The sequence below is a fragment of the Halomonas smyrnensis AAD6 genome (assembly GCF_000265245.1).
In the GTDB taxonomy this organism is placed as follows: domain Bacteria; phylum Pseudomonadota; class Gammaproteobacteria; order Pseudomonadales; family Halomonadaceae; genus Halomonas; species Halomonas smyrnensis.
This window is the reverse complement of sequence record NZ_AJKS02000025.1, coordinates 1-19401: the sequence shown is the minus strand read 5'-3', so window position 1 is coordinate 19401 and position 19401 is coordinate 1. Positions and strand designations below refer to the sequence as shown.

Genomic DNA, 19401 nt, shown 5'->3' with positions numbered 1-19401 from the left:
TCAATCAAGGCATCAAGATCTGCATCGAACGCTCGACAGTCCTTGATACCAAGCTCTTCACAAGGTGATGCATCCATCAGCCGCAACAAGACCACATCGAAGCCAGTGGACCTATCACTACGAAGTCTTATCAACACATCATGGCAGGATGCGGCATCACCGATAAGAGCAATGCTTTTACGGTTGTGTCCGCGCTGACGAAATCTATTAAGAATTGGATAAGCAACAGCGCGAGCCCCGACTGCAAAGAGCAATGAATGCAAAAGCCATAGTGCCAACCACAGACGAGAAAAACGCTCACCTGTCTTGGAAAAGTAAAGGTAGGCAAAAATAATAGCTGCCAATACTGCAAAAGCACGAAAAATCCGCATCAAAAGCTGGATTCTGACTGCCCCTCTCCAGGAACGGTATATCCCCATATAAGAGAAAACAATCATACCTAGAAGAGTGGCAGAGAGAATCATCCATTGGTAACGTTCCGCCGTGATGCTTAAAGTGTCAAACCGAAGCCAGTAAGCAACGAAACCACCAGCCATGACAGAAGAAAAATCAGCCAGGCGAGCTGCAAGATGCGAATACGCTGTAAAGCCAGAAATTGTTTTCACAGAAACACCAAATAGAGCATTAGAAGCCTAACCATCAGCCAAAAAACTAAACACTCAAATATCTATCACACAGAATATCCGCAGCATTTTTTATATCAAGATTATCATATCTGAAGAAATCACCCGGTATCTGATACCCATTCAAAACGCTGTTAACAATCTGACCCTCGGTATGCTTGGGACCGCCTGACACGGCAGCATTTATTGCATCCCTGATAGACTCTGCGGAAAGATCACAAGGCTTATAGACATACTCAGGCTTAGTAAAAAAACTCTCCCCAAGGCAGACGCAGGGTTTTTCATGAAGAAGTGCCTCAAAGCCTACGGTGGAATTAAAGGTAAGAACAACACTACACTTATTAATCAGATCTGCGACATCTCCAGATCGCAAGATTTCCATGCCTTTATTATCGTACGTTCCCGTGTCATAGGGGTGTAACTTCAGAAAAACTTTCCAATCATCTGTTAACGAAGTGACAGCAGATGCTACCAAATCGACCATACCTTGCATTCCAGGATATGTTTTTGAAAAAGTCAACTGAGTATCACCAGGGCGCTGCAAAGCCACAAGCAAAATTTTTTCTTCATCTATCGGTGGGGTGACGGCTTGCCGGGGAAAAAGCTTACGACGCAGAAACCCACAGCCAATATCCAAATAATTGGCAACGGAGTATCTCTTGTGAAATAAAAGACGCCTAGAAGGCGACAACATAACCTCTAATGAAGCCCAGAAGAGAAAAAACGCGAACTTCGGCAAAATGCTTTTAGAGACCTCCCTCGCGGAATCAAGCCTAAAAGCATCAACACTCTTAGAGGCCACCATATCATGGGGCATTGTTCTAAAATACGAGTTCGCATTAGTTCCGCGAGAATCTGCCGAACTTGTTAAAGGCCTGAAGGCGCCACGCTCTAAAACGACAAAGGGAATGCCCTGTTCTTTGCATAAGACAATCCCCAAAGCGCACCATAAAAAGCGCTCATTATGAAAAAGACAAAACGTTGGCGTTTTGATTGAAAAAAGATCGCGCAGCCATCTTTCATAAAACGGCCTAGCCTCATCGATCGCCCCCCTCCCCCAGACCAAGCCATTAGCCGTCATGCCAATATCACATGCGGTCTGGACACGCACATCAGGCTGGCGATAGACGTTTCTTTTAATTCGGCTTGCGTAAAGTGAGTATGCCCTTGAGGACAGCACGGCCTCACACGATGCATTAGTTCTAAATGCAATCGCGACACCCAAATCTTGCATGTAATTGCTGTACGAAGGATCAAACACAAGCACCGTCATAAAGCAACTCTTTTTAAGTCCAAGGCAGCGACGGCTCTATGATCCAACTTATTAATCCTTGTAATTTTCTTGAAAAACCTCTCGGATGCCGAAACCATTCTTCTACTCACAATAAGAGTAACCATTGCCAAAATCGGATCAATAGGCGTCCATAGCAAATAATTAAATATCATGAAAAGGAAAATGGCAAAAAACGCACCCTGACAGACATACTGAACCAGAAAATTCGACTTATCACCAAAAAAAACATCCCTCAAAGCATCATATCGATACAAAAAAGAGAGAACAAAAAGCACCGCCAGAAGCACAGCAAGAATAAAGAAGAAAACTTTTACATTAACAAGTCCGACCACACACAAACATATAGCTGCTAAAATAAAATCTGCCAGAGACTCAGAGAAAAGCTTGTAAAAGAGCACCACCTCTCTGGTTTTTCGGGAACTCCAACTTTCTTCTTCACTCTGCCTGGAAGCTCTAACCTTCTGACTTCCTCTTCGCGTCGCTACCTTGGCACAATAAAAGAAGCCAATGGATACCAAGTAAGCACAAACAGTCATCAAAGAAAGAAAAACCACCCATTCATTCAAAGTACCAAATGCCATGTAGGATGATAGTGACTGAGGCATTTGCTGAGCCGAAAGAAGAAGGATTATCTTCAAAGGAATAATAAAAGACACCACCTTCAAAACCTCAGATAAAAAAAGACAGAACACAGAGACTAGGAAATTATTACCGTAGCTGTATGCAACATAAGAAACATCTTTAAGATACGCGATCAATGAGCGGGTAGAAAGTAGTAAAAAATTCATCTCGGTATCAGCGGCCTAACAAGTTGAGAACCCTACGGCGGAGCCACACGACAAGAAGCTTTAGCCGCCCAGGATCGTAAGTTCCATTCTCTCGCCAGTCTATCAACTGATCCAAAGCATCTTCTGCCGTCATGTAATAGCCTGTTTTCAAGCTTACATACGTTGGATAATAAATCAGCGTTCCCGCTACGAGCTGTTCCAGGGACAACGTTCTACGGCGACGAGGATGGGATTGTTTATCCCTGGTGAGGCCCCAACCAGCGTAGAATGGGCTACCATAGACGACTACAGTCTTGCGGCGAATCAAACCTTCAAAGCCCGCAAGCGATGTCATCACGTGAACTTCATCTACATCGTCTAGAAGCTGCGCCATCAGCGCATCAGTAATAACCTCGTCACAATGCTCCAATGCATCTCCCTCACCAACTCCCTGTTCGCGCAAGTTGGCCAACACATCCGGATGAGGCTTATAGAGGATATGGGCTTCTGGATTTTCTGAGCGTACGGCTTTCAAAAGGTCTATATTTGTCCTTATCTCGCCAGCCCCATAGAGGATAGAGGCATCGGACTCCACCTGTCCAGGAACCAGAATCACTCGGCGATGAGCATCGGGGCGCTGCCAGACTGAAACACCAACATTATACTTAGTAACATTTTCCTTTATCAGGCGCTGCATCAGCAAAGCAGCTCTTTCCGCATCACTAGACGAAAACCCCCCTGAATTCAATAATGTTTCTAGAGTGGAAGGAGTTCGTGGATCGTAATAAATACCCTTTGAGTCAATGACCCATGAAAGCGGTCGAACCAACTTGGCGCCCAACCCCACTGAGCGGATGAAAGCATCCTCCAAGCGAACTACCCTGTAGCCATCACTGCTAAGCGCCTCTGCCCCGGGGTACTCGAAAATGGGCTTGCTTCCCCATACCACGACGGTGGAACCAATCGGGATATCGGCATTATGTTTGCTAGTGACTCGATGAACGTTTGCCCCTTGAAAATAAGTCCGCAAAACAGGATATTTCCATCGGGAAAAACCCAAGGCATAGATATCGCCAGTAAAGAAGAAACGCCTTTCACGTTGGAGACGAAGCCAACTTATAAGACTCAATAGTGATACAGGTGTCCGATTTTCCGGGTTCCGATAAAAGCAGCCACGAAGCAGCTGCTTTTCAACTTCAATTCTCATTGATTCCGAAAGAGTAGAATACAAGACATGGCATGTCTTGCCTCTCATTCGAGCATCTAGCTCCAGCGTCGAGGAATACAGCAACACCGACTGTGCTGACTTCAGCAGTGTTGATACGTGGTAATCATCACCGATCACCATAGTATCATACCGACATAAATGACGCTCAATCCACTGACGAAGCGATCGGTCATCCAGCCGCTTAGGCAAGTAGATCACGAGGCCATGCTCGGACTCACCTGACAGCAATGGCATCATTTCCGTCAGAGCCCTTTGAGGCGAGCCAGCACGATTAACATCTCGCTCATCGAGTATTATTAACTCGAAACGTTCTCCTAGCGGCCCCTCAAAAGGCGGAGTATCGTTCACCCAAGAAACACCGGACTCCCGCCACTCTTGAAGCAGCACTTCAACCTCTTGGGAAGCACCAGGCAGATCTGGGGCCGATTTTATTGGTATCAACTGGAGCGATAGATCATCACGCCGATTCAAACAGGGTACACCATAAGGTGCTATCAGACCTGGCACTACTCGATAGAGAGGAAGACCGGCATTTCGGGCGAACTCATATCCGTTCCGATCCATTTTTTCGTCGGTAATGACGGCATCAAACTGGCCTGCCTCATCAAGGCAGGCCACTCCTGGAATAAACTCATCGAGTTGCCATCGTTTCAGCACGCGAGAAGATGCAACAAACCTCATTGTGTTTTGAAACCGGAAAGATTTTCATAGCCGTGAGCAGTGGAGATATTCTCGAACTTTCCTTGTGCAAGTAAGATAGAGTCGGCTAGTTCACGGAAAGCTGCCTGCCCACCTTCAGCAGCCAACACGATATCGGCGGCCTCTCGAATGTAGCCAGGCGCATCGGCCACACTTACCGAGATGCCGCAGGCTTCGAAGGCAGGAAGGTCAAGCGTGTCATCACCGATAAAAAGAGTGTTTTCAGGCCTGATATCGAGCTCATCCATAAGCGTTTGACATGCTAAACGTTTATCTTTGGCCCCTAAACACACGCGATTGATCCCGAGGTCGGCCAACCGCTTTCTCAGCACAGCAGAATCCCGCCCAGATAATACCGCCACCGTGATACCTGACATTTCCAGCACTCGAATGGCCAACCCATCACGTACGTGAAAGGTCTTGAGGCACTCACCTTGGGTGTCGTAGACGAGCCGACCATCGGTCAAGACACCATCTACATCGGTGATGACAAGCCTGACATCAGCCAGCGCCGGCGCACGCATTTGCTTTGGCTCTATACCCGCCATCAGTCCACGAACACGATCCAGACATTCTGGTGTATCAACACCTGCGGCTACCTCAGCCACTTCAACGGCACGAATCTTGAACCCTGCATGAAGGAGCCGGAGCTGCTCAAGCTTTTCCGCCGTCTCAAGCATCGGCTGCGTCAACTCACCGTACTGATCCAGCACAGAATGACGGTAACCATATATTCCAATATGCTTTCGATAGGTGACTCCCTCTCCATCCCGATCATAGGGGATCGGGGAACGACTGAAATAGAGAGCATCATTCTGTGCATTCAGCACGAGCTTGACCGAATTGGGGTTACTCGCCTCATCGGCATTAATGACGTGGTATAGAGTCGCAACGTCTACCGAAGCATCGTCCGTCATGCAGGCAATCAACTGCTCCACGTCCGAAGGTCGAAACAGAGGCTCGTCACCCTGGATGTTGACGTAGATATCTGCCGGATAGAGCTCGGCTACTTCAACCAAACGATCAGTACCAGATTCATGTCGATGATCGGTCATGACCGCAGTACCACCGAATCCTTCGACAGCATCTCGCACACGCTCATCATCAGTGGCAACAACCACACCAGTAGCACCTTGTACTGTCAGCGCGCGCTCGTATACGTGCTGGATCATCGGCTTGCCATCAATATCCGCCAACGGCTTTCCAGGCAACCGGCTTGAGCCATAACGGGCGGGAATCACAATGCGAACGGTCACGGCGCCAGACTCCTACTGCGAAATATCAATTGGTGAGAAGGATTTTACCAGATCATCAATAGCCTTTATCTGCTGAAGAAATGGCTCAAGCTTGTTCAGTGGCAAGGCGCTGGGACCGTCGCATTTTGCCTTGTCAGGGTCAGGGTGCGCTTCCAGGAACAATCCAGCAAGCCCAGTGGCCATGCCCGCACGAGCCAGGTCCAATGCCTGGGCGCGACGTCCGCCAGAGGCTTCTCCCAGGGGATCTCGACACTGCAGCGCGTGCGTCACATCAAAAATGATCGGGCGGTTGTTGGTCACCTGCTTCATGACGCCGAAGCCCAGCATATCAACGACCAGGTTGTCGTAACCAAAGTTGGCTCCTCGCTCACAGAGGATCACCTTGCCGTTACCACATTCAGCAAATTTTTCGACAATGTTTTTCATCTGATGCGGGCTCAGGAACTGCGGTTTCTTCACGTTAACCGGCTTTTCTGTATCAGCAATAGCCTTTACCAGATCCGTCTGACGAGCCAGGAAGGCTGGCAGCTGAAGGACATCGAGCACTTCAGCGGCCGGCGCAGCTTGCTCTACCTCATGAATATCGGAAATGACGGGCACGCCAAAAGTCTCTTTGACCCTCTCCAGGATCTTTAATCCTTCCTCGAGCCCAGGACCACGAAAAGAATGAATGGAAGAACGATTCGCCTTATCGAAGGACGCTTTGAAGACATAAGGAATGTCCAAGCGTGAAGTAACATCGACGTACGTCTCACAAGCCCTGAGGGTGCTGTCGAGATCTTCGATGACATTAATGCCGCCGAACAGCACAAAAGGGTTCTCATTCTTCAATACGTTGAAATTCATCTTCAATCACCAACCTCACCAATGTTAATATTACCTGACTCGAGCTTATCAACAAGCTCTTCTTCAAGCTCTAAAATAACTTTTTTGAACGCCAAATACTCTTTTACACTTTCGAAGTCGCTTATACCTGCTTCATTCGAAACCACATTGTCTTCGATAACGATTTCATCAACATCGGCATTAGAATAAAGCTGCTTCAGATCCAACAGCTTATCAAGAGCCTCTTCTGGCGATATAGGCTTTTTATCAATAGGATCAAAATACTTAGGATATAAAATATAGGCAGCGGCAAATATCTCATCAACACTTAGCTTCCTATTTCGCCTTGCATTTTTCTGCCTATCGTCCGTCAACCCCCAGCCTGAATAAAAAGGGCAACCAACAGTTGTGACTTTTATCCCTCTAAGGAGAGCCTCAAAGCCAGCCTGAGAAGTGATAGTGTATACATGATCGATAGTCTTGAACGATTCAGCCAGTGGAACGCTGAGGTCTTCCAACACAAGCGCAAAACTTTTTACATTCTCCGGACTTGAAATAGCTTTTCTATGACCATGCAGGACATCCGGATGAGGCTTATATATGATCTGAGCATCAGGATTTTCAAGAGCAGCCATGGTAACAAGGTCATTATTGGTCATAACCTTATTGCACCCATATTGAATGGAAGCATCATCTTCCACTTGCCCTACCACTAACACCCTTTTCTTATTCTTGGCGCCATAAATACTTTCTATATCGTACTCACCAGCAAAGTTATACTTGCTCAAGCCGGAAGAAACTAGCTTTTCTTTAAAAGCCCTCGCCCTTTCCATAAGCGCGACATCTGAGCTAAAGTCATAGCTACTAATAATCTGCTCAAGATCAGACTCTTTGCTGGCATCAAAGTAAGCAGTTTTGCTATCAATAGACAGGGAAAAAGGTGGGGTTTTTGTGGCACCCAAGCCAATTGACCTCACGAATCCATCTTCGATTATCCAACGCTTAACACCTAGAAACCCCAATCCTTTTTCGACATCATCGCCAACCTTAAAGCCCCATTGGAATATTTCGTAATCTTTCTTTAATACCCTTAAAAAACCCAGCTCTGACACTAGCTCAACAAACGTTATATTAGTCTTTAAAAAAACCAGCTCTCGTTCAGGAAACCAGTCTTTAACATACGCCTTCCACGGAGAAAACCCAAGGACATATGTTAACTTCTTATTGCTCGCAGCCCTCTCTTTTCTCTTATAAATTTTCTTAAAACACTTGTGTGCGAGATATAAAAGCCCTACGACCAAAACAGTAAAAGGATTCCTAGCAAGAGCGAAAAACTCCCTCCCTCGCTTGTCAAAGCCGTACTTTTTGATTTTCCTCTTAATTCCCATAGAAACCCCAGAACGCAAAAGTTTTCCCCGAAGACCTTAAAGCCTCACCGCTCCCACTCGACATCTTTTTTAACCACTTTTGCTGGTGATCCTGCGATAACGCAGTTTTTATCTCCAAAAGATTTGTTGACAAATGAGCAAGCACCTAATACACATCCGTCTGGTATGTAAACTCCCTTAGAAACCATAACCTTCGCACCAATCCAAACATGATCTCCAATACTCACATCTCTACCAGGATTGATCCGTTCCCCGCCTCCCAAAGGATAAATCTTATGGACATCACTAGAGCGTATCTCAATTCCTCTAGAAAACATGCAGCGCTCGCCAATAGTTATATCGGCATCTCGCGCCATCAAATAAACATTCACAGCAGTGCTTTCGGAGCCGATGGCGATTTTTCGACCTCGGCCCACCAACAGAATATGCCCTGCAAATTTTGCGTTACGCCCTACTTTAAGATGACAATCTTTACCTTTTACTTCTATCTTTAAATTCTTTAACTCAACGCCATCTTCTACTTCAACCAGACTTCCTTGAGAGCTATCAGAGAATAATATATCGACATTCCCGGAGATTTTTACCCCATGACCCAGCTTAAGGTTTTCCTCGCTCACATTTACGGCTTTTCTAAACTTTTTTCCAACACCGTCTTCTACTTTGTTTTTTACCTTATCAACGCCGCTTCTGCGATCTTTAAGAGAGACACCAAGAGCGAAAAAAAAATCACCCACCCTGCCAACTACTTTGTTGAACATTAAAATATCTCCAAAACACCAGACACTCTGCAACTACTGTCAAAAACCAACAAGGCCTTGACTTTTTTATCATGCATCATCTGTTCGGCATTAACTAGTTGAGAATCCTCTTGCACGTGAAGAGGCTCTTTTGTCATAAGCTCTGCAGCTGTCTTTTCCGTTTCATCCCCACGTAATAAGCCGCGCCGAATGTCACCGTCGGTAATCAATCCTTGAAGTTTACTGCCATCCATTACCACCACCATACCGATACGGCCTTTCGTCATGGCAATGAGGCATTCCTGAAGCGAAGCCTCCGGCGAAACGGTAGGCACGTCGCGGTGCATGACATCCTTGACGCGAGTCAGAAGCTTACGACCGAGACTGCCACCTGGGTGATAACGAGCAAAGTCCAGTGGCTGAAAATCGCGTGCTTGAATCAAGGCGACAGCGAGAGCATCTCCCATCGCCATGGTAGCCAAGGTCGACGTGGTGGGTGCCAGGTTGTTGGGGCACACCTCTCTTTCCACGGTCACATTCAAAAAGATATCGGAATGTTTAGACAGTGAAGAACCTTCTTCACCTGTCATAGCAATGATTCGATTACCAAAAGAGTTGAGGCTTGGGATCAACTTCAGAATTTCTTCAGTTTCACCACTATAGGAAAGAAGAATAATCAGATCATCGGGGGTAATCATTCCCAGATCGCCGTGAAACGCTTCGCCCGGGTGCATGAAAAAACTAGGAGTACCTGTTGATGCGAAGGTCGCAGCCATTTTCTTTCCGATGATGCCAGACTTCCCCATCCCCGAAATGATGACTCGCCCTTGGCAATCAAGAATCGCTTCGACCGCCTTTTCGAATTGGCCATCCAGTATCTTGGCCAAATGCTCGATGGCCTGAGACTGAGCAATCAAAGAATCTTTTGCGATCGCCAGATGCTTCATGATAATGCTTCCTGTTTTCATGTTAAGGGCAAAAACCTTGCCCCCCCTGATAGTAACTAGGCTAAAAGCTTGAACACGCTACCGCCCTGGGATTGTCCCGGGCGTTTTCCCATGCCCTGCTGTCTTGTAGCGATGGTGCCGACCTACAAGGCCAAGCCACCCACCACGTTGTCAGACTTGCGATTCTACGCCAGTACCCCTGGCGCCTCTATCCAGCGACGCCAGGCAGCGCGGACAGGCTAAGTTTGCCTGGTCATGTTCGGCGACCCAGCCACAAAAAACCCTCCGACGCATCCCGCCAGAGGGTTTTAGCTCAGCCTATCGCAACCGAAGGGCCGGTCATACGGCCAATAGCCGTGCAATAAAGCACTACTTCCGCCCACAAACCTATGTCTGGAGCGTTTTCAGCTTCAGAGGGCACGCTTTTCGCCCAACACTTTGAATAGCAAGAAGTTAAGCACACTTCGCCCTTTATCTCAACACGAGCCAGGGCTGGCTACGCGGTCGACGATGAGGCTACAGAGCCTCATCCAGCATCGCCTGGGCCTCTTCGATCATGGCCTGCAGGTGGGCCTCGCCGCGGAAGCTCTCGGCATAGACCTTGTAGAGCGGTTCGGTGCCGCTGGGGCGAGCCGCGAACCAGCCGTTGGCGGTTTCCACCTTTAGCCCGCCGATCGGCGCATCGTTGCCGGGCGCGGTGACGAGGATGCGCTCGACCGTATCGCCGGCCAGCGTGGTGACGGCCAGGCTCGCGGGATCCAGGCGCTTGAACGCCTGCTGCTGCTCGGGCGTGCAGGCGGTGTCGACGCGCCGGTAATGGGGCGCACCGTGTCGTTCTGTCAGCTCGCGATAGGCCTCGCTCGGGCGCTTGCCGGTCACGGCCATCAGCTCGGCGGCCAGCAGGCACAGCAGGATGCCATCCTTGTCGGTCGACCAGGCCCGGCCATCCAGGGTCAGGAAGCTCGCGCCGGCGCTCTCCTCGCCGCCGAAGGCTAGCCAGCCTTCATGCAGGCCATCGACGAACCACTTGAAGCCGACCGGCACCTCGTGGAGCTCGCGGCCGCGGGCCGCCACCACGCGGTCGATGATCGACGACGACACCAGCGTCTTGCCGACCTTGAGCGTCTCGCGCCAGCCGGGGCGATGGGTCAGCAGGTAATCGATGGCTACCGCCAGGTAGTGGTTCGGGTTCATCAGGCCGGCGGCGTCGACGATGCCGTGGCGGTCGGCATCCGGATCGTTGCCGAAGGCCAGGTCGAAGTTGTCTTTCATCGCCAGCAGGTTGGCCATGGCGGCCGAACTGGAGCAGTCCATGCGGGTCTTGCCGTCATGGTCCGGCGGCATGAAGGCAAAGCTCTCGTCGATCTCGGTATTGACCACCTCGAGGGCGAGGCCGTGGCGGTCAGCGATGGCCTGCCACACCGGCATTGCCGTGCCGCCCATGGGGTCGGCCGCCAGCGTGAGACCGGCGCGCTTGATCGCCTCCAAGTCCACCACCGAGGCGAGGCCGTCGACGTATTCGCCCACCATGTCATGGCGAACGGCCTGCGCCAGCGCTTCCTCCAGCGACACCTCGGCCACCGCCTCGAGCTCCTGGGTCAGATGCTCGTTGGCGCGGCGTTCGATCCAGCCGGTCACCTCGCCTTCGGCGGGGCCGCCGTGCGGCGGATTGTACTTGATGCCGCCGTCCTCGGGCGGATTGTGCGACGGCGTGACGATCAGGCCATCGGCCTGGGGCGTGGCGCCCTCGTCGTTGTGGGCCAGGATCGCCCGACTCACCACCGGGGTGGCGGTCAGCTCGCCGTCACGCTCGATGCGCACCTCCACGCCGTTGGCGATCAGCACCTGCAGCGCCGTTTCCCAGGCCGGGCGCGACAGCGCATGGCTATCGCGGCCGAGGTAAAGCGGGCCGGTGATACCGGCCTGGCGGCGATAATCCACCACGGCCTGAGCCACGGCCAGGATATGCGCGCGATTGAAGGAGCCCGCCAGCGAGCGCCCGCGATGCCCCGAGGTGCCGAAGCTCACCGCCTGAGTGGAATCGGCGGGATCGGGCTGAATATCGTGAAACGCCTGAATCACGTCCTGCATGTCACTATCTCCATGTCATTCATGCGCCCTGTGCCGATGACAGCCGGTGTAAAGACTCGTCGGCCGTTGAATCGTTCGTTATGGTGCCATATCGACGCCACGCGTCCAGCGCTTCGATGAGGCCCTGTCAGGCTCCGGCCTGGGTCGTTGGCGCCAGGAACGCCTCGGCGACAGTTTCCGGGCGAAAATCGTACAGCCAGGCCTCTTGGATCGCGGGGGCTTCCTGCTCAAGCGCCGCTCGCATCCCGTGGGCCAGTCCCTCGACGGAGTGCGGCACGATGGCGGCCTCCAGGTCGCCCTTGAGAATCTCCCGAATGCCGCCCGGGCAGTCGACGCTCAGCACCGGCGTGCCGCAGGCCAGCGCCTCGAACAGCACGATGCCCATGCCCTCGAAGCGGGAACTCAGCACGAACAGCCGGGCATGATGCATCCAAGGGTAGGGGTTGCTGCGCTGGCCCACGAAGCGAACCCGTCCGGCGATGCCGAGTTCTTCGGCCAGCGCCTCCAGCGCCCCACGTTCCTGGCCGTCACCGACCAGCACCAGCGGCAGGGTCAGGCCGGACTCGGCATAGGCCTTCAGCAGCAGCGCCTGGTCCTTGGCCGGCACCAGCCGGGCGACATTGACCAGATAGGGCTCGTCCGGGAGGTCGGGCTCGGGTTCGCGCATCGCCTCGCGGATGCCCTCCACCGGGCAGGGGTTCGGGATCACCCGCAACGAGGCGGGACGGAACCGCCAGTACTGTTCGGCCTTTTCCACACTCTCGGCGACGCCGCGCGAGACCGTGACCAGATGACGCTGCTGGAACAGGCAGCGCCCCATCAGACGCCGCCTCATGCTCGGTCGCGAGGCATGCAGGATGTTCTCCAGCACGTAACAGGCTCTGTCGTCGCGGAAGGTCCAGACCTGCTCGAAGGTGCCGATGCCGCGGAAGACGATGCGATCGATGCGCCCGTGGCGCCGCTCGAACCGGCGCAACCAAAGCTTGAAGACCGCGCCACCCATGATCCCGGTGCCCAGATACAGCGAACGCTTGATCAGCGGATTCACCACCAGCCGTGCCAGCAGCTCAAGCAGCAGCCCGAGCCCGGTGACCCGAGACCACCAACGCAGATTAAGATGATGGTGCTTTACCCCCGGATGCGCAGGCGACAGCTCGCGCTCGACGCGGCGAAAGCTCAGCAGATGGCTTTCGTGGCCTGCCTCGGCGAAGGCATCCGCCAGATTGACCGCGACGCGCTCCATGCCCCCCATCTTCAGGGAACGCACCACGACAAGTGTTCTCACAATGACTCTCCTTTCTCCAACGCTCCTTCTCCCGAATCGAATGCCGACGCATCGATCGCACATGCCACGCCAACGCCTCAGGTACGGGATAGGCCGATATGGAACACCATCGCGCGCGCCGATGCCATAGGCGCTGCCGGGGCATCCAGGGCTGAATGGCCAGCGGGCCAGGCACGCAGTAGCGGTTCAAGCGTGCACGCCGGGGCTCGGCGACGAGAAGAAAATGGGTGGGGTATCGCGGCCGCCGACAAGGCGCATGCCCACCCTACCACTAAGGTCTCGTTGTCGGATCGAGTCATGACGCCCATCATGCCCCTCAACAAACGCACATAAAAAAAGTCCCCCGAAGGGGACCAGTTGGAGCACGCCAGCTCACGTTCGAAGGGCCGCCGCCACGGCGGCCTTTCCCTTCGAACTTAGCGAACAGCGGGCCAACAACTACAAAAAATATTGATATCAAGGCCTTAGCCAAGAATAATCCCAGGCCTTGTCGATTCTACCCCACACCTCCTTCCTTCCGACGCACCACCGTTGCGCCGGCCTCTCGCGATTCGCCCTCATATGGTGCCGAAGCGTTTAATCCCCGGAAGCCATTGGCTTGCCGGGAGCTCTGGGTGGGGAATGCCGCTCGATCAGTTCCTATAGCTCGGGTCCAGCGAATCCAGGGTGCGCAGGTGCGCCGCCCATTCGAGCGCCAGGTCGCCTTCCTCATGGATGGTCTGGTCGTACTGGCGCGCCACATGCCGGGCCACCTCTTCCGGCACCAGGCTCAGCGGCTCGCCGGTGCCCTGCGCGGCCACCTGCAGCTCGCAGGCCCGCTCCAGGTAGAACATGTTGTTGAACATCTCGGCCGCCGAGGCGCCGGTGGTCAGCAGACCATGGTTGCGCAGCACCAGCGCCGAGTGGTTGCCGAGGCTCGCCACGATGCGCTCGCGCTCATCCAGGTCCAGGGCGATGCCTTCGTAGTCGTGGTAGGACACCCGCTCGTGGAACTGCAGCGAGATCTGGTTCAGCCGCGTCTCGAGCCCGCGCGCCTGGGTGGCCACCGTGATGCCGGCCCGAGTATGGATGTGCATCACCCAGGCCGCGTCGTGGTTTGCCCGATGGATGGCGGAGTGAATGGTGAAGCCGGCCGGATTCACGCCCTCCGGGCTATCGTCCACCTTGCGCCCACCGACATCGATCTTCACCAGCGAGGACGCGGTGATCTCCTCCCAGCGCCAGCCATAGGGATTGATCAGGAAGTGCCCTTCCTCCCCCGGCACGCGCGCGGTGATGTGGGTATAGATCAGGTCCGTCATGCGATAGAGGGCGGCCAGCCGATAGCAGGCCGCCAGCGCGATGCGGGCCTCTCGCTCGGCATCGCTGATCTCGGCATGGCGGGACGGCTCGAGACTCATCGTAGGCTCCTTTGACGGAATGGTTCGCGAATGGCCGATCATCAGTAACCCTGGCGACGATCGATGCCCATTGCCAGCGGTTGATCGTCGCGCAGGGCTCGGGCCGTCTCGATCACTTGCATCGCCACCACCTCCGGCAGCGAATCACTGGCGATGTGAGGCGTGATACGCAGTCGAGCATCCCGCCAGAACGGATGTGCCTTGGGCAGCGGCTCCTCATCGATCACTTTCTCCGTCGTCGCCGTCAGTGGCAGCACTTTGAACGGGTAGTCGGCATCCTGAACATCGGGCTCCGCTGGCTGGAAAATCGCGTCCCGACACGCCACTGATCGTCCTTTGGCGCCAGCCCCCTCAATCTCCTCAGGGGGGCTACCCCCGGCGCGGCCCTGCCACGTGCCGCACTTGGAACAGCAGAAGTCGCACTGGCACTCCCGCATCGCAGCATTCTTGAGGATGCTGAATCGGCAAACGACGACAACCACAAAGGATGCCCCCGATGCCGAGCCTTGCGACGCCTTCCCTTCGCTCCCCCGCCCTCCGCCGCACCGCGGCCCTGCCGCTGATGGCCCTCGGCCTCGCCGCATCGCTGCCGGCCCATTCCGCCGGCATGGACTTCTCCAACGAATACAACGCCAACTCGATCCACGCCGAGGGCGATGCCTGGTTCATCGACCGCGTCGAGGCGCTGACCGACGGCGAGGTCGACATCACCCTGCACTCCGGCGGCGCGCTGGGCTTCCGCTCGGGCGATCACTTCTACGCCGTGGCCGACAACGCGGTGCAGATCGCCGACAGCCTGTCCGGCGCGCTGGGCGGCATCGATCCGATCTTCCTGCTCTCGTCGCTGCCCTTCCTGGCCGATGACGTCGAATCGGCCCAGCGGCTCTACGAGATCGCCCGCCCGGAATACGCCAAGGTGTTCGAGGACAACGACCAGATCCTGCTCTACGCCTCGCCCTGGCCGGCCAGCGGCATCTGGTCAGAGGAGCCGGTCACCAGCATGGAGTCCCTCGACGGCCTCAAGATCCGCAGCTACGACCGCAACGGCACCGCCACCCTGGTCAACGCCGGCGCCTCCCCGGTGAAGCTGTCCTGGGCCGACGTCGTGCCCCAACTCGCCACCGGCGGCATCGAGGCGGTGCTGACCTCCGCCGAGGCCGGCGCCAGCGGCAGCTTCTGGGAGCACCTGAGCGACTTCAACGCCATCCAATACGCCGTGCCGCTCAACATGGTGCACATGAACCGCGACGCCTTCGAATCGATGAGCGAGGAAGAGCAGCAGGCCGTGCTCCAGGCCGCCGAAGAAACCGACGCCCACAACTGGGAGGTAGTGAAGGAACGCGTGGCCGAGAACTATGCCGAGCTCGAGGAGCACGGCGTCGCCATCCACGATCCGGTACCGGAGGAATTCCACGCCGCGCTCGCCGAGGCCGCCCAGCCGGTGGTCGATGACTGGGTCGAGAGCACCGGCGAGCGCGCCACCCGCATCCTCGAGGCCTTCAACGAGGCGGGCGACCAAGAGAGCGGCCAATGAGCTCGCAGCATCGCCGTGACGGCAGCGCCTTCCCCAGCGTCGCCGCACTGCTGGTCGATGCTCTCGGCCGGCTGACCAGCGCCCTCGCGGCGCTGGGGGCCGGCCTGGCCATGCTGCTGGTGGTCTACATGCTCGGCCATATCCTGCTCGAGATCGGCATGCGACTGTTCGGGCGCTCGACCTTCATCCTCGACGAGTACATCGGTTACGCGGTGGCGGCGATGACCTTCCTCGGCCTGCCCTACGCCCTGGAGAAGGGCGGGCTGATCCGCGTCGCACTGGTGCTCAAGCGGCTGCCCCAGGCCTGGCGCTGGCCGCTGGAGCTGTTCGCCAGCGTCAGCGCCCTGCTGGCCTTCGGCTGGCTGGCCCGCTACTGGACCATCGCCGTGGAGCGCAGCTACCAGCGCGGCATCGTCAGCGAGACCCTGGCCCAGACACCGCTGTGGATTCCCCAGGGCACCGTACTGGTCGGCCTCTATCTGCTGTGCCTGTTGCTCATCGTTCGCTCGCTGCGCATCCTGGTGCAGCGCCACGCCTTCGACGCCGGAGACGCCTGAATGGAAACGCTATTCATCGGGGCCGGCGTGATCGGCATCCTGCTGGCCGTGCTCGCGCTGGGCAGCTGGGTGTTCGCCGGCCTGGTCATCGTCGCCATGCTCTCGCTGTGGGGGCTCGGGGACTTCGACGCCAACCGCATCGGCCTGATCCTGTCCAAGATCCTGTTCCGCGCCGCCAACAGCTGGGAGCTCTCGGCCATCCCGCTGTTCATCCTGATGGGCGAACTGATCTTCCGCTCCAACATCTCCGAGCGGCTGTTTCGTGGCCTGACGCCGTTCACCCGCCACCTGCCCGGCGGCATCCTGCACACCAACGTGCTGGGCTGCACGCTGTTCGCCGCGGTCAGCGGCTCCAGCGCCGCCACCACCGCCACCATCGGCAAGATCACCACCCGCGAGCTCGACCAGCGCCGCTACGACCGCGACCTCTCGATCGGCTCGCTGGCCGGGGCCGGCAGCCTGGGGCTCTTGATTCCGCCGTCGATCGTGATGATCGTCTACGGCGTGCAGGCCGAGGTCTCGATCAGCAAGCTGTTCATGGCCGGCGTGCTGCCGGGGCTGGTGATCGCCGCGCTGTACGTCGGCTACGTGGGACTGCGCTGCCTGGCCAACCCGGCCCTCGCGCCGAAGGCCGAGGGCACCGGCAGCGGCATGCTCCAGGCGCTACGCGACCTCGCCCCGGTACTGGGGCTGATCGTGATCGTCATCGGCGCCATCTACACCGGCATCGCCACGCCCTCGGAGGCCGCCGCCGTGGGCTGCGCCGCCACCCTGGCGCTGCTCTTGTGGGAGCGCCAGCTGACGGTGGCGCTGTTCATCGACGCCCTGCGCGGCGCGCTGATCAGCGCGGTGATGGTGTGCAGCCTGCTGGTGGCAGCCGCCCTGCTCTCCACCGCCATGGGCTACCTGCACCTGCCGAGCGAGCTGGCCGGCTGGATCGCCGAACAGGGCTTCTCGCCCATCGCCCTACTGCTGGCCATGGCGCTGTTCTACGTTCTGCTGGGGCTGTTCCTGGACGGCATCTCTATCACCGTGATGAGCCTGCCGATCACCCTGCCGATCATCATCCAGGCCGGCTACGACCCGCTGTGGTTCGGCGTCTTCCTGGTGATCATGGTGGAACTGGGGCAGATCACCCCGCCGGTGGGCTTCAACCTGTTCGTGCTTCAGAGCCTGACCGGCGAGAGCATCGGCCGCGTGGCGCTGGCCGCCGCGCCCTTCTTCCTGCTGATGTGCCTGGCCGCGCTGATCATCAGCGTATGGCCGCAGATCGCGCTGTGGCTACCCACGGTGCTGTCAGGCTAGCCAAGGTCAGGGTCAGCCCCCTACAGACAACGGTGGGGGCTGATCCCATGATTGGCTTGAGCGGCTGGTCCCACATCGAACCTCTTCTCCCCGCAACAGCACCCAGCACGCCAGGCCCAGTCCCAGGAAGCCACTCAACCCTCGCACATCGCGCAGCATCGACTGGGTCAGCCCGAAATCGATGAAGGCCAGGGAAATCATCAGCCCGGCGGCGGCCAGTATCTGAACGCCGGCATCGCCATGGGCCAACCGCCGCGAGAACAGAACGATCGGCACGCCATAGAGCAGTATCAGGCTGGCCAGCCCCACCAGGCCGCGGCGAGCCGTGGTATCGATGATGTCACTGTGCAGCTGGTCATAGGCACTCACCCCCGGGTGCAGCTCGCCGGATTCCACCATCGCATCGCGGGCGGCTTCCAGCCGGCCTTCGCCCCAGCCGGTCAGAGGGCGTTCCTGAAACAGCGCCCAGCCGCTGCGCCACATTTCCAGCCGCAGCCCCACGGAGCTACCGCGCTGATCCTGCTGCCAGTACTGCTGGACGTTATCGACCGCCAACTCGACGCGGTCGATGACGCCCGACTGCGGCAGAACCACGACACTCGCCAACAGCAGCGAGACCACCAACATGCCGCCCCGCCACCAACGCTGGAGATCCGGGCCCAGCACCTCGCGACCCGTTCGATAGCAGAGCCACAGCAGCAGCGGCGCCGATAGCCATCCGCCACGCGTGCCGGAAAGCAGCGAGGCCAGAATGCCCGACAGCGCGGCTCCCACGGCCAGCGCCACGCCGAGCTTGCATCGGCCGTTCAGGCCAGAGGCCCGTGCCCACCACAGCGCCGCCAGCAGCGACAGTCCGCCCAGCAGCAGAGACAGATTACCGAAGGGAATCGCATTCATGCCGTTGTCGGCCCGGGCCACGCCCAGCGCCAGCCGCTCGTAAAGGCCGATACCACCGACCGTCCAGGCCCCAAGACACACGCCGATCCACCAGTGCCGTGGAAGCGGATGATGCCCGCGCAGCCAGATCAACAGTGCCGCCGTCAGCACCGGCCACAGCGGCAGGAGGACGCCCTGGTTACCCTCTCCCACCGGCCAGGTGCCGGTGCGCCAGACATCCCACAGCCAAAATCCGGCGAACGCCAGCAGGGCCAGGCACCACAGGCCATCTTCTCGATCGACACCGTCGAACCGATTGAACACGCCGGGCCTCAATGCCACCCCAGCCATCGCCAGCAAGGCCACCGTCAGCGGCACCAGGGCATATCCCAGGCTCACGACAATCAACAGGGCCGCGAAGGCGGCCAGCAGCCAGGAGTTAAGTCGCTGCCAGTGTGACAGTGATGCCACCCTCATCCTCTTTCCTCACCAATGGGGAATCGGCCCCGTGATCACATGATGCCGAAGCCCGTATGACACAGCACATAGGGAGCCGTTCATGGCCGCAGCCGAAAACGAGGTAGCTAGC

Annotated in this window: 17 protein-coding genes; 3 read left to right on the top strand and 14 right to left on the bottom strand. The window is 56.3% G+C overall.

Features of this window, described 5'->3' with window-relative positions:
* The 13 genes from UYS_RS18270 to UYS_RS18235 all read right to left on the bottom strand — a co-directional run.
* Positions 1 to 605: Rossmann-fold NAD(P)-binding domain-containing protein (locus tag UYS_RS18270; RefSeq protein WP_474995138.1), on the bottom strand; the 605-nt coding region annotated here is incomplete at its 3' end.
* 46 nt (positions 606 to 651) lie between these two features.
* Positions 652 to 1896: a capsular polysaccharide export protein, LipB/KpsS family gene (locus UYS_RS18265; RefSeq protein WP_083868176.1), complete on the bottom strand. Its 1245-nt coding sequence runs from the start codon at positions 1894 to 1896 to the stop codon at positions 652 to 654.
* Positions 1893 to 2705 carry a hypothetical protein gene (locus UYS_RS18590; RefSeq protein ID WP_156821653.1) on the bottom strand — a complete coding sequence of 271 codons (813 nt, stop codon included), beginning with the start codon at positions 2703 to 2705 and terminating at the stop codon, positions 1893 to 1895. Before UYS_RS18590 ends, UYS_RS18265 begins: the two co-directional genes overlap by 4 nt.
* 7 nt (positions 2706 to 2712) lie before the next feature.
* A complete protein-coding gene (locus UYS_RS18760; protein WP_202802790.1) occupies positions 2713 to 4569 on the bottom strand; it encodes a capsular polysaccharide export protein, LipB/KpsS family in 1857 nt (618 codons plus the stop codon).
* Positions 4570 to 4589: 20 nt separating this feature from the next.
* Positions 4590 to 5867, bottom strand: a complete 1278-nt coding sequence (gene kdsB, locus UYS_RS18260; RefSeq protein WP_083868174.1) for a 3-deoxy-manno-octulosonate cytidylyltransferase — start codon at positions 5865 to 5867, stop codon at positions 4590 to 4592.
* A 12-nt stretch (positions 5868 to 5879) separates the two neighbouring features.
* Positions 5880 to 6713, bottom strand: a complete 834-nt coding sequence (gene kdsA, locus UYS_RS18255; protein WP_083868173.1) for a 3-deoxy-8-phosphooctulonate synthase — start codon at positions 6711 to 6713, stop codon at positions 5880 to 5882.
* Positions 6714 to 6715: 2 nt separating this feature from the next.
* Positions 6716 to 8098: a capsular polysaccharide export protein, LipB/KpsS family gene (locus tag UYS_RS18250; RefSeq protein WP_202802789.1), complete on the bottom strand. Its 1383-nt coding sequence runs from the start codon at positions 8096 to 8098 to the stop codon at positions 6716 to 6718.
* Between the two features lie 26 nt (positions 8099 to 8124).
* Positions 8125 to 8838, bottom strand: a complete 714-nt coding sequence (locus tag UYS_RS18585; RefSeq protein WP_156821652.1) for an acyltransferase — start codon at positions 8836 to 8838, stop codon at positions 8125 to 8127.
* Positions 8838 to 9764, bottom strand: coding sequence for a KpsF/GutQ family sugar-phosphate isomerase (locus tag UYS_RS18240; RefSeq protein WP_083868170.1), 927 nt, complete (start codon positions 9762 to 9764; stop codon positions 8838 to 8840). Before UYS_RS18240 ends, UYS_RS18585 begins: the two co-directional genes overlap by 1 nt.
* Positions 9765 to 10280: 516 nt before the next feature.
* A complete protein-coding gene (pgm, locus tag UYS_RS0216210) occupies positions 10281 to 11855 on the bottom strand; it encodes a phosphoglucomutase (alpha-D-glucose-1,6-bisphosphate-dependent) (RefSeq protein WP_016856570.1) in 1575 nt (524 codons plus the stop codon).
* 127 nt (positions 11856 to 11982) lie between these two features.
* Positions 11983 to 13140, bottom strand: a complete 1158-nt coding sequence (locus UYS_RS0216205; protein ID WP_040478771.1) for a glycosyltransferase — start codon at positions 13138 to 13140, stop codon at positions 11983 to 11985.
* 632 nt (positions 13141 to 13772) lie between these two features.
* On the bottom strand, positions 13773 to 14540 hold the full coding sequence (locus UYS_RS0216200) for a class II aldolase/adducin family protein (RefSeq protein WP_016856568.1): 768 nt from the start codon (positions 14538 to 14540) through the stop codon (positions 13773 to 13775).
* Positions 14541 to 14581: 41 nt separating this feature from the next.
* Positions 14582 to 14866, bottom strand: a complete 285-nt coding sequence (locus tag UYS_RS18235) for a hypothetical protein (RefSeq protein WP_237738484.1) — start codon at positions 14864 to 14866, stop codon at positions 14582 to 14584.
* A gap of 170 nt (positions 14867 to 15036) precedes the next feature.
* Between UYS_RS18235 and UYS_RS0216190 the strand changes: the two genes are divergently transcribed.
* Genes UYS_RS0216190 through UYS_RS0216180 form a run of 3 tightly spaced genes read left to right on the top strand, consistent with a single transcriptional unit; the run spans position 15037 to position 17936 of the window.
* Positions 15037 to 16074, top strand: coding sequence for a TRAP transporter substrate-binding protein (locus UYS_RS0216190; RefSeq protein ID WP_016856566.1), 1038 nt, complete (start codon positions 15037 to 15039; stop codon positions 16072 to 16074).
* The gene (locus tag UYS_RS0216185; RefSeq protein WP_016856565.1) at positions 16071 to 16631 is read left to right on the top strand and encodes a TRAP transporter small permease; all 561 of its coding nucleotides are present in this window, start codon (positions 16071 to 16073) and stop codon (positions 16629 to 16631) included. Before UYS_RS0216190 ends, UYS_RS0216185 begins: the two co-directional genes overlap by 4 nt.
* Positions 16632 to 17936: a TRAP transporter large permease gene (locus UYS_RS0216180; RefSeq protein ID WP_016856564.1), complete on the top strand. Its 1305-nt coding sequence runs from the start codon at positions 16632 to 16634 to the stop codon at positions 17934 to 17936. It abuts the gene before it with no gap.
* A 12-nt stretch (positions 17937 to 17948) separates the two neighbouring features.
* On the opposite strand, the gene UYS_RS0216175 is transcribed toward UYS_RS0216180, so the two are convergent.
* Entirely contained in the window at positions 17949 to 19289 is a 1341-nt protein-coding gene (locus tag UYS_RS0216175; RefSeq protein ID WP_016856563.1) for an O-antigen ligase family protein, read from the bottom strand.
* Positions 19290 to 19401 lie beyond the last annotated feature (112 nt).

Coding starts and splice junctions, on each gene's coding strand:
- UYS_RS18265 (WP_083868176.1), bottom strand. CDS start 1,896: ATGACGGTGCTTGTGTTTGATCCTTCGTACAGCAATTACATGCAAGAT.
- UYS_RS18590 (WP_156821653.1), bottom strand. CDS start 2,705: ATGAATTTTTTACTACTTTCTACCCGCTCATTGATCGCGTATCTTAAA.
- kdsA (WP_083868173.1), bottom strand. CDS start 6,713: ATGAATTTCAACGTATTGAAGAATGAGAACCCTTTTGTGCTGTTCGGC.
- UYS_RS18585 (WP_156821652.1), bottom strand. CDS start 8,838: ATGTTCAACAAAGTAGTTGGCAGGGTGGGTGATTTTTTTTTCGCTCTT.
- UYS_RS18240 (WP_083868170.1), bottom strand. CDS start 9,764: ATGAAGCATCTGGCGATCGCAAAAGATTCTTTGATTGCTCAGTCTCAG.
- pgm (WP_016856570.1), bottom strand. CDS start 11,855: ATGCAGGACGTGATTCAGGCGTTTCACGATATTCAGCCCGATCCCGCC.
- UYS_RS0216200 (WP_016856568.1), bottom strand. CDS start 14,540: ATGAGTCTCGAGCCGTCCCGCCATGCCGAGATCAGCGATGCCGAGCGA.
- UYS_RS0216190 (WP_016856566.1), top strand. CDS start 15,037: ATGCCGAGCCTTGCGACGCCTTCCCTTCGCTCCCCCGCCCTCCGCCGC.
- UYS_RS0216185 (WP_016856565.1), top strand. CDS start 16,071: ATGAGCTCGCAGCATCGCCGTGACGGCAGCGCCTTCCCCAGCGTCGCC.
- UYS_RS0216180 (WP_016856564.1), top strand. CDS start 16,632: ATGGAAACGCTATTCATCGGGGCCGGCGTGATCGGCATCCTGCTGGCC.
- UYS_RS0216175 (WP_016856563.1), bottom strand. CDS start 19,289: ATGAGGGTGGCATCACTGTCACACTGGCAGCGACTTAACTCCTGGCTG.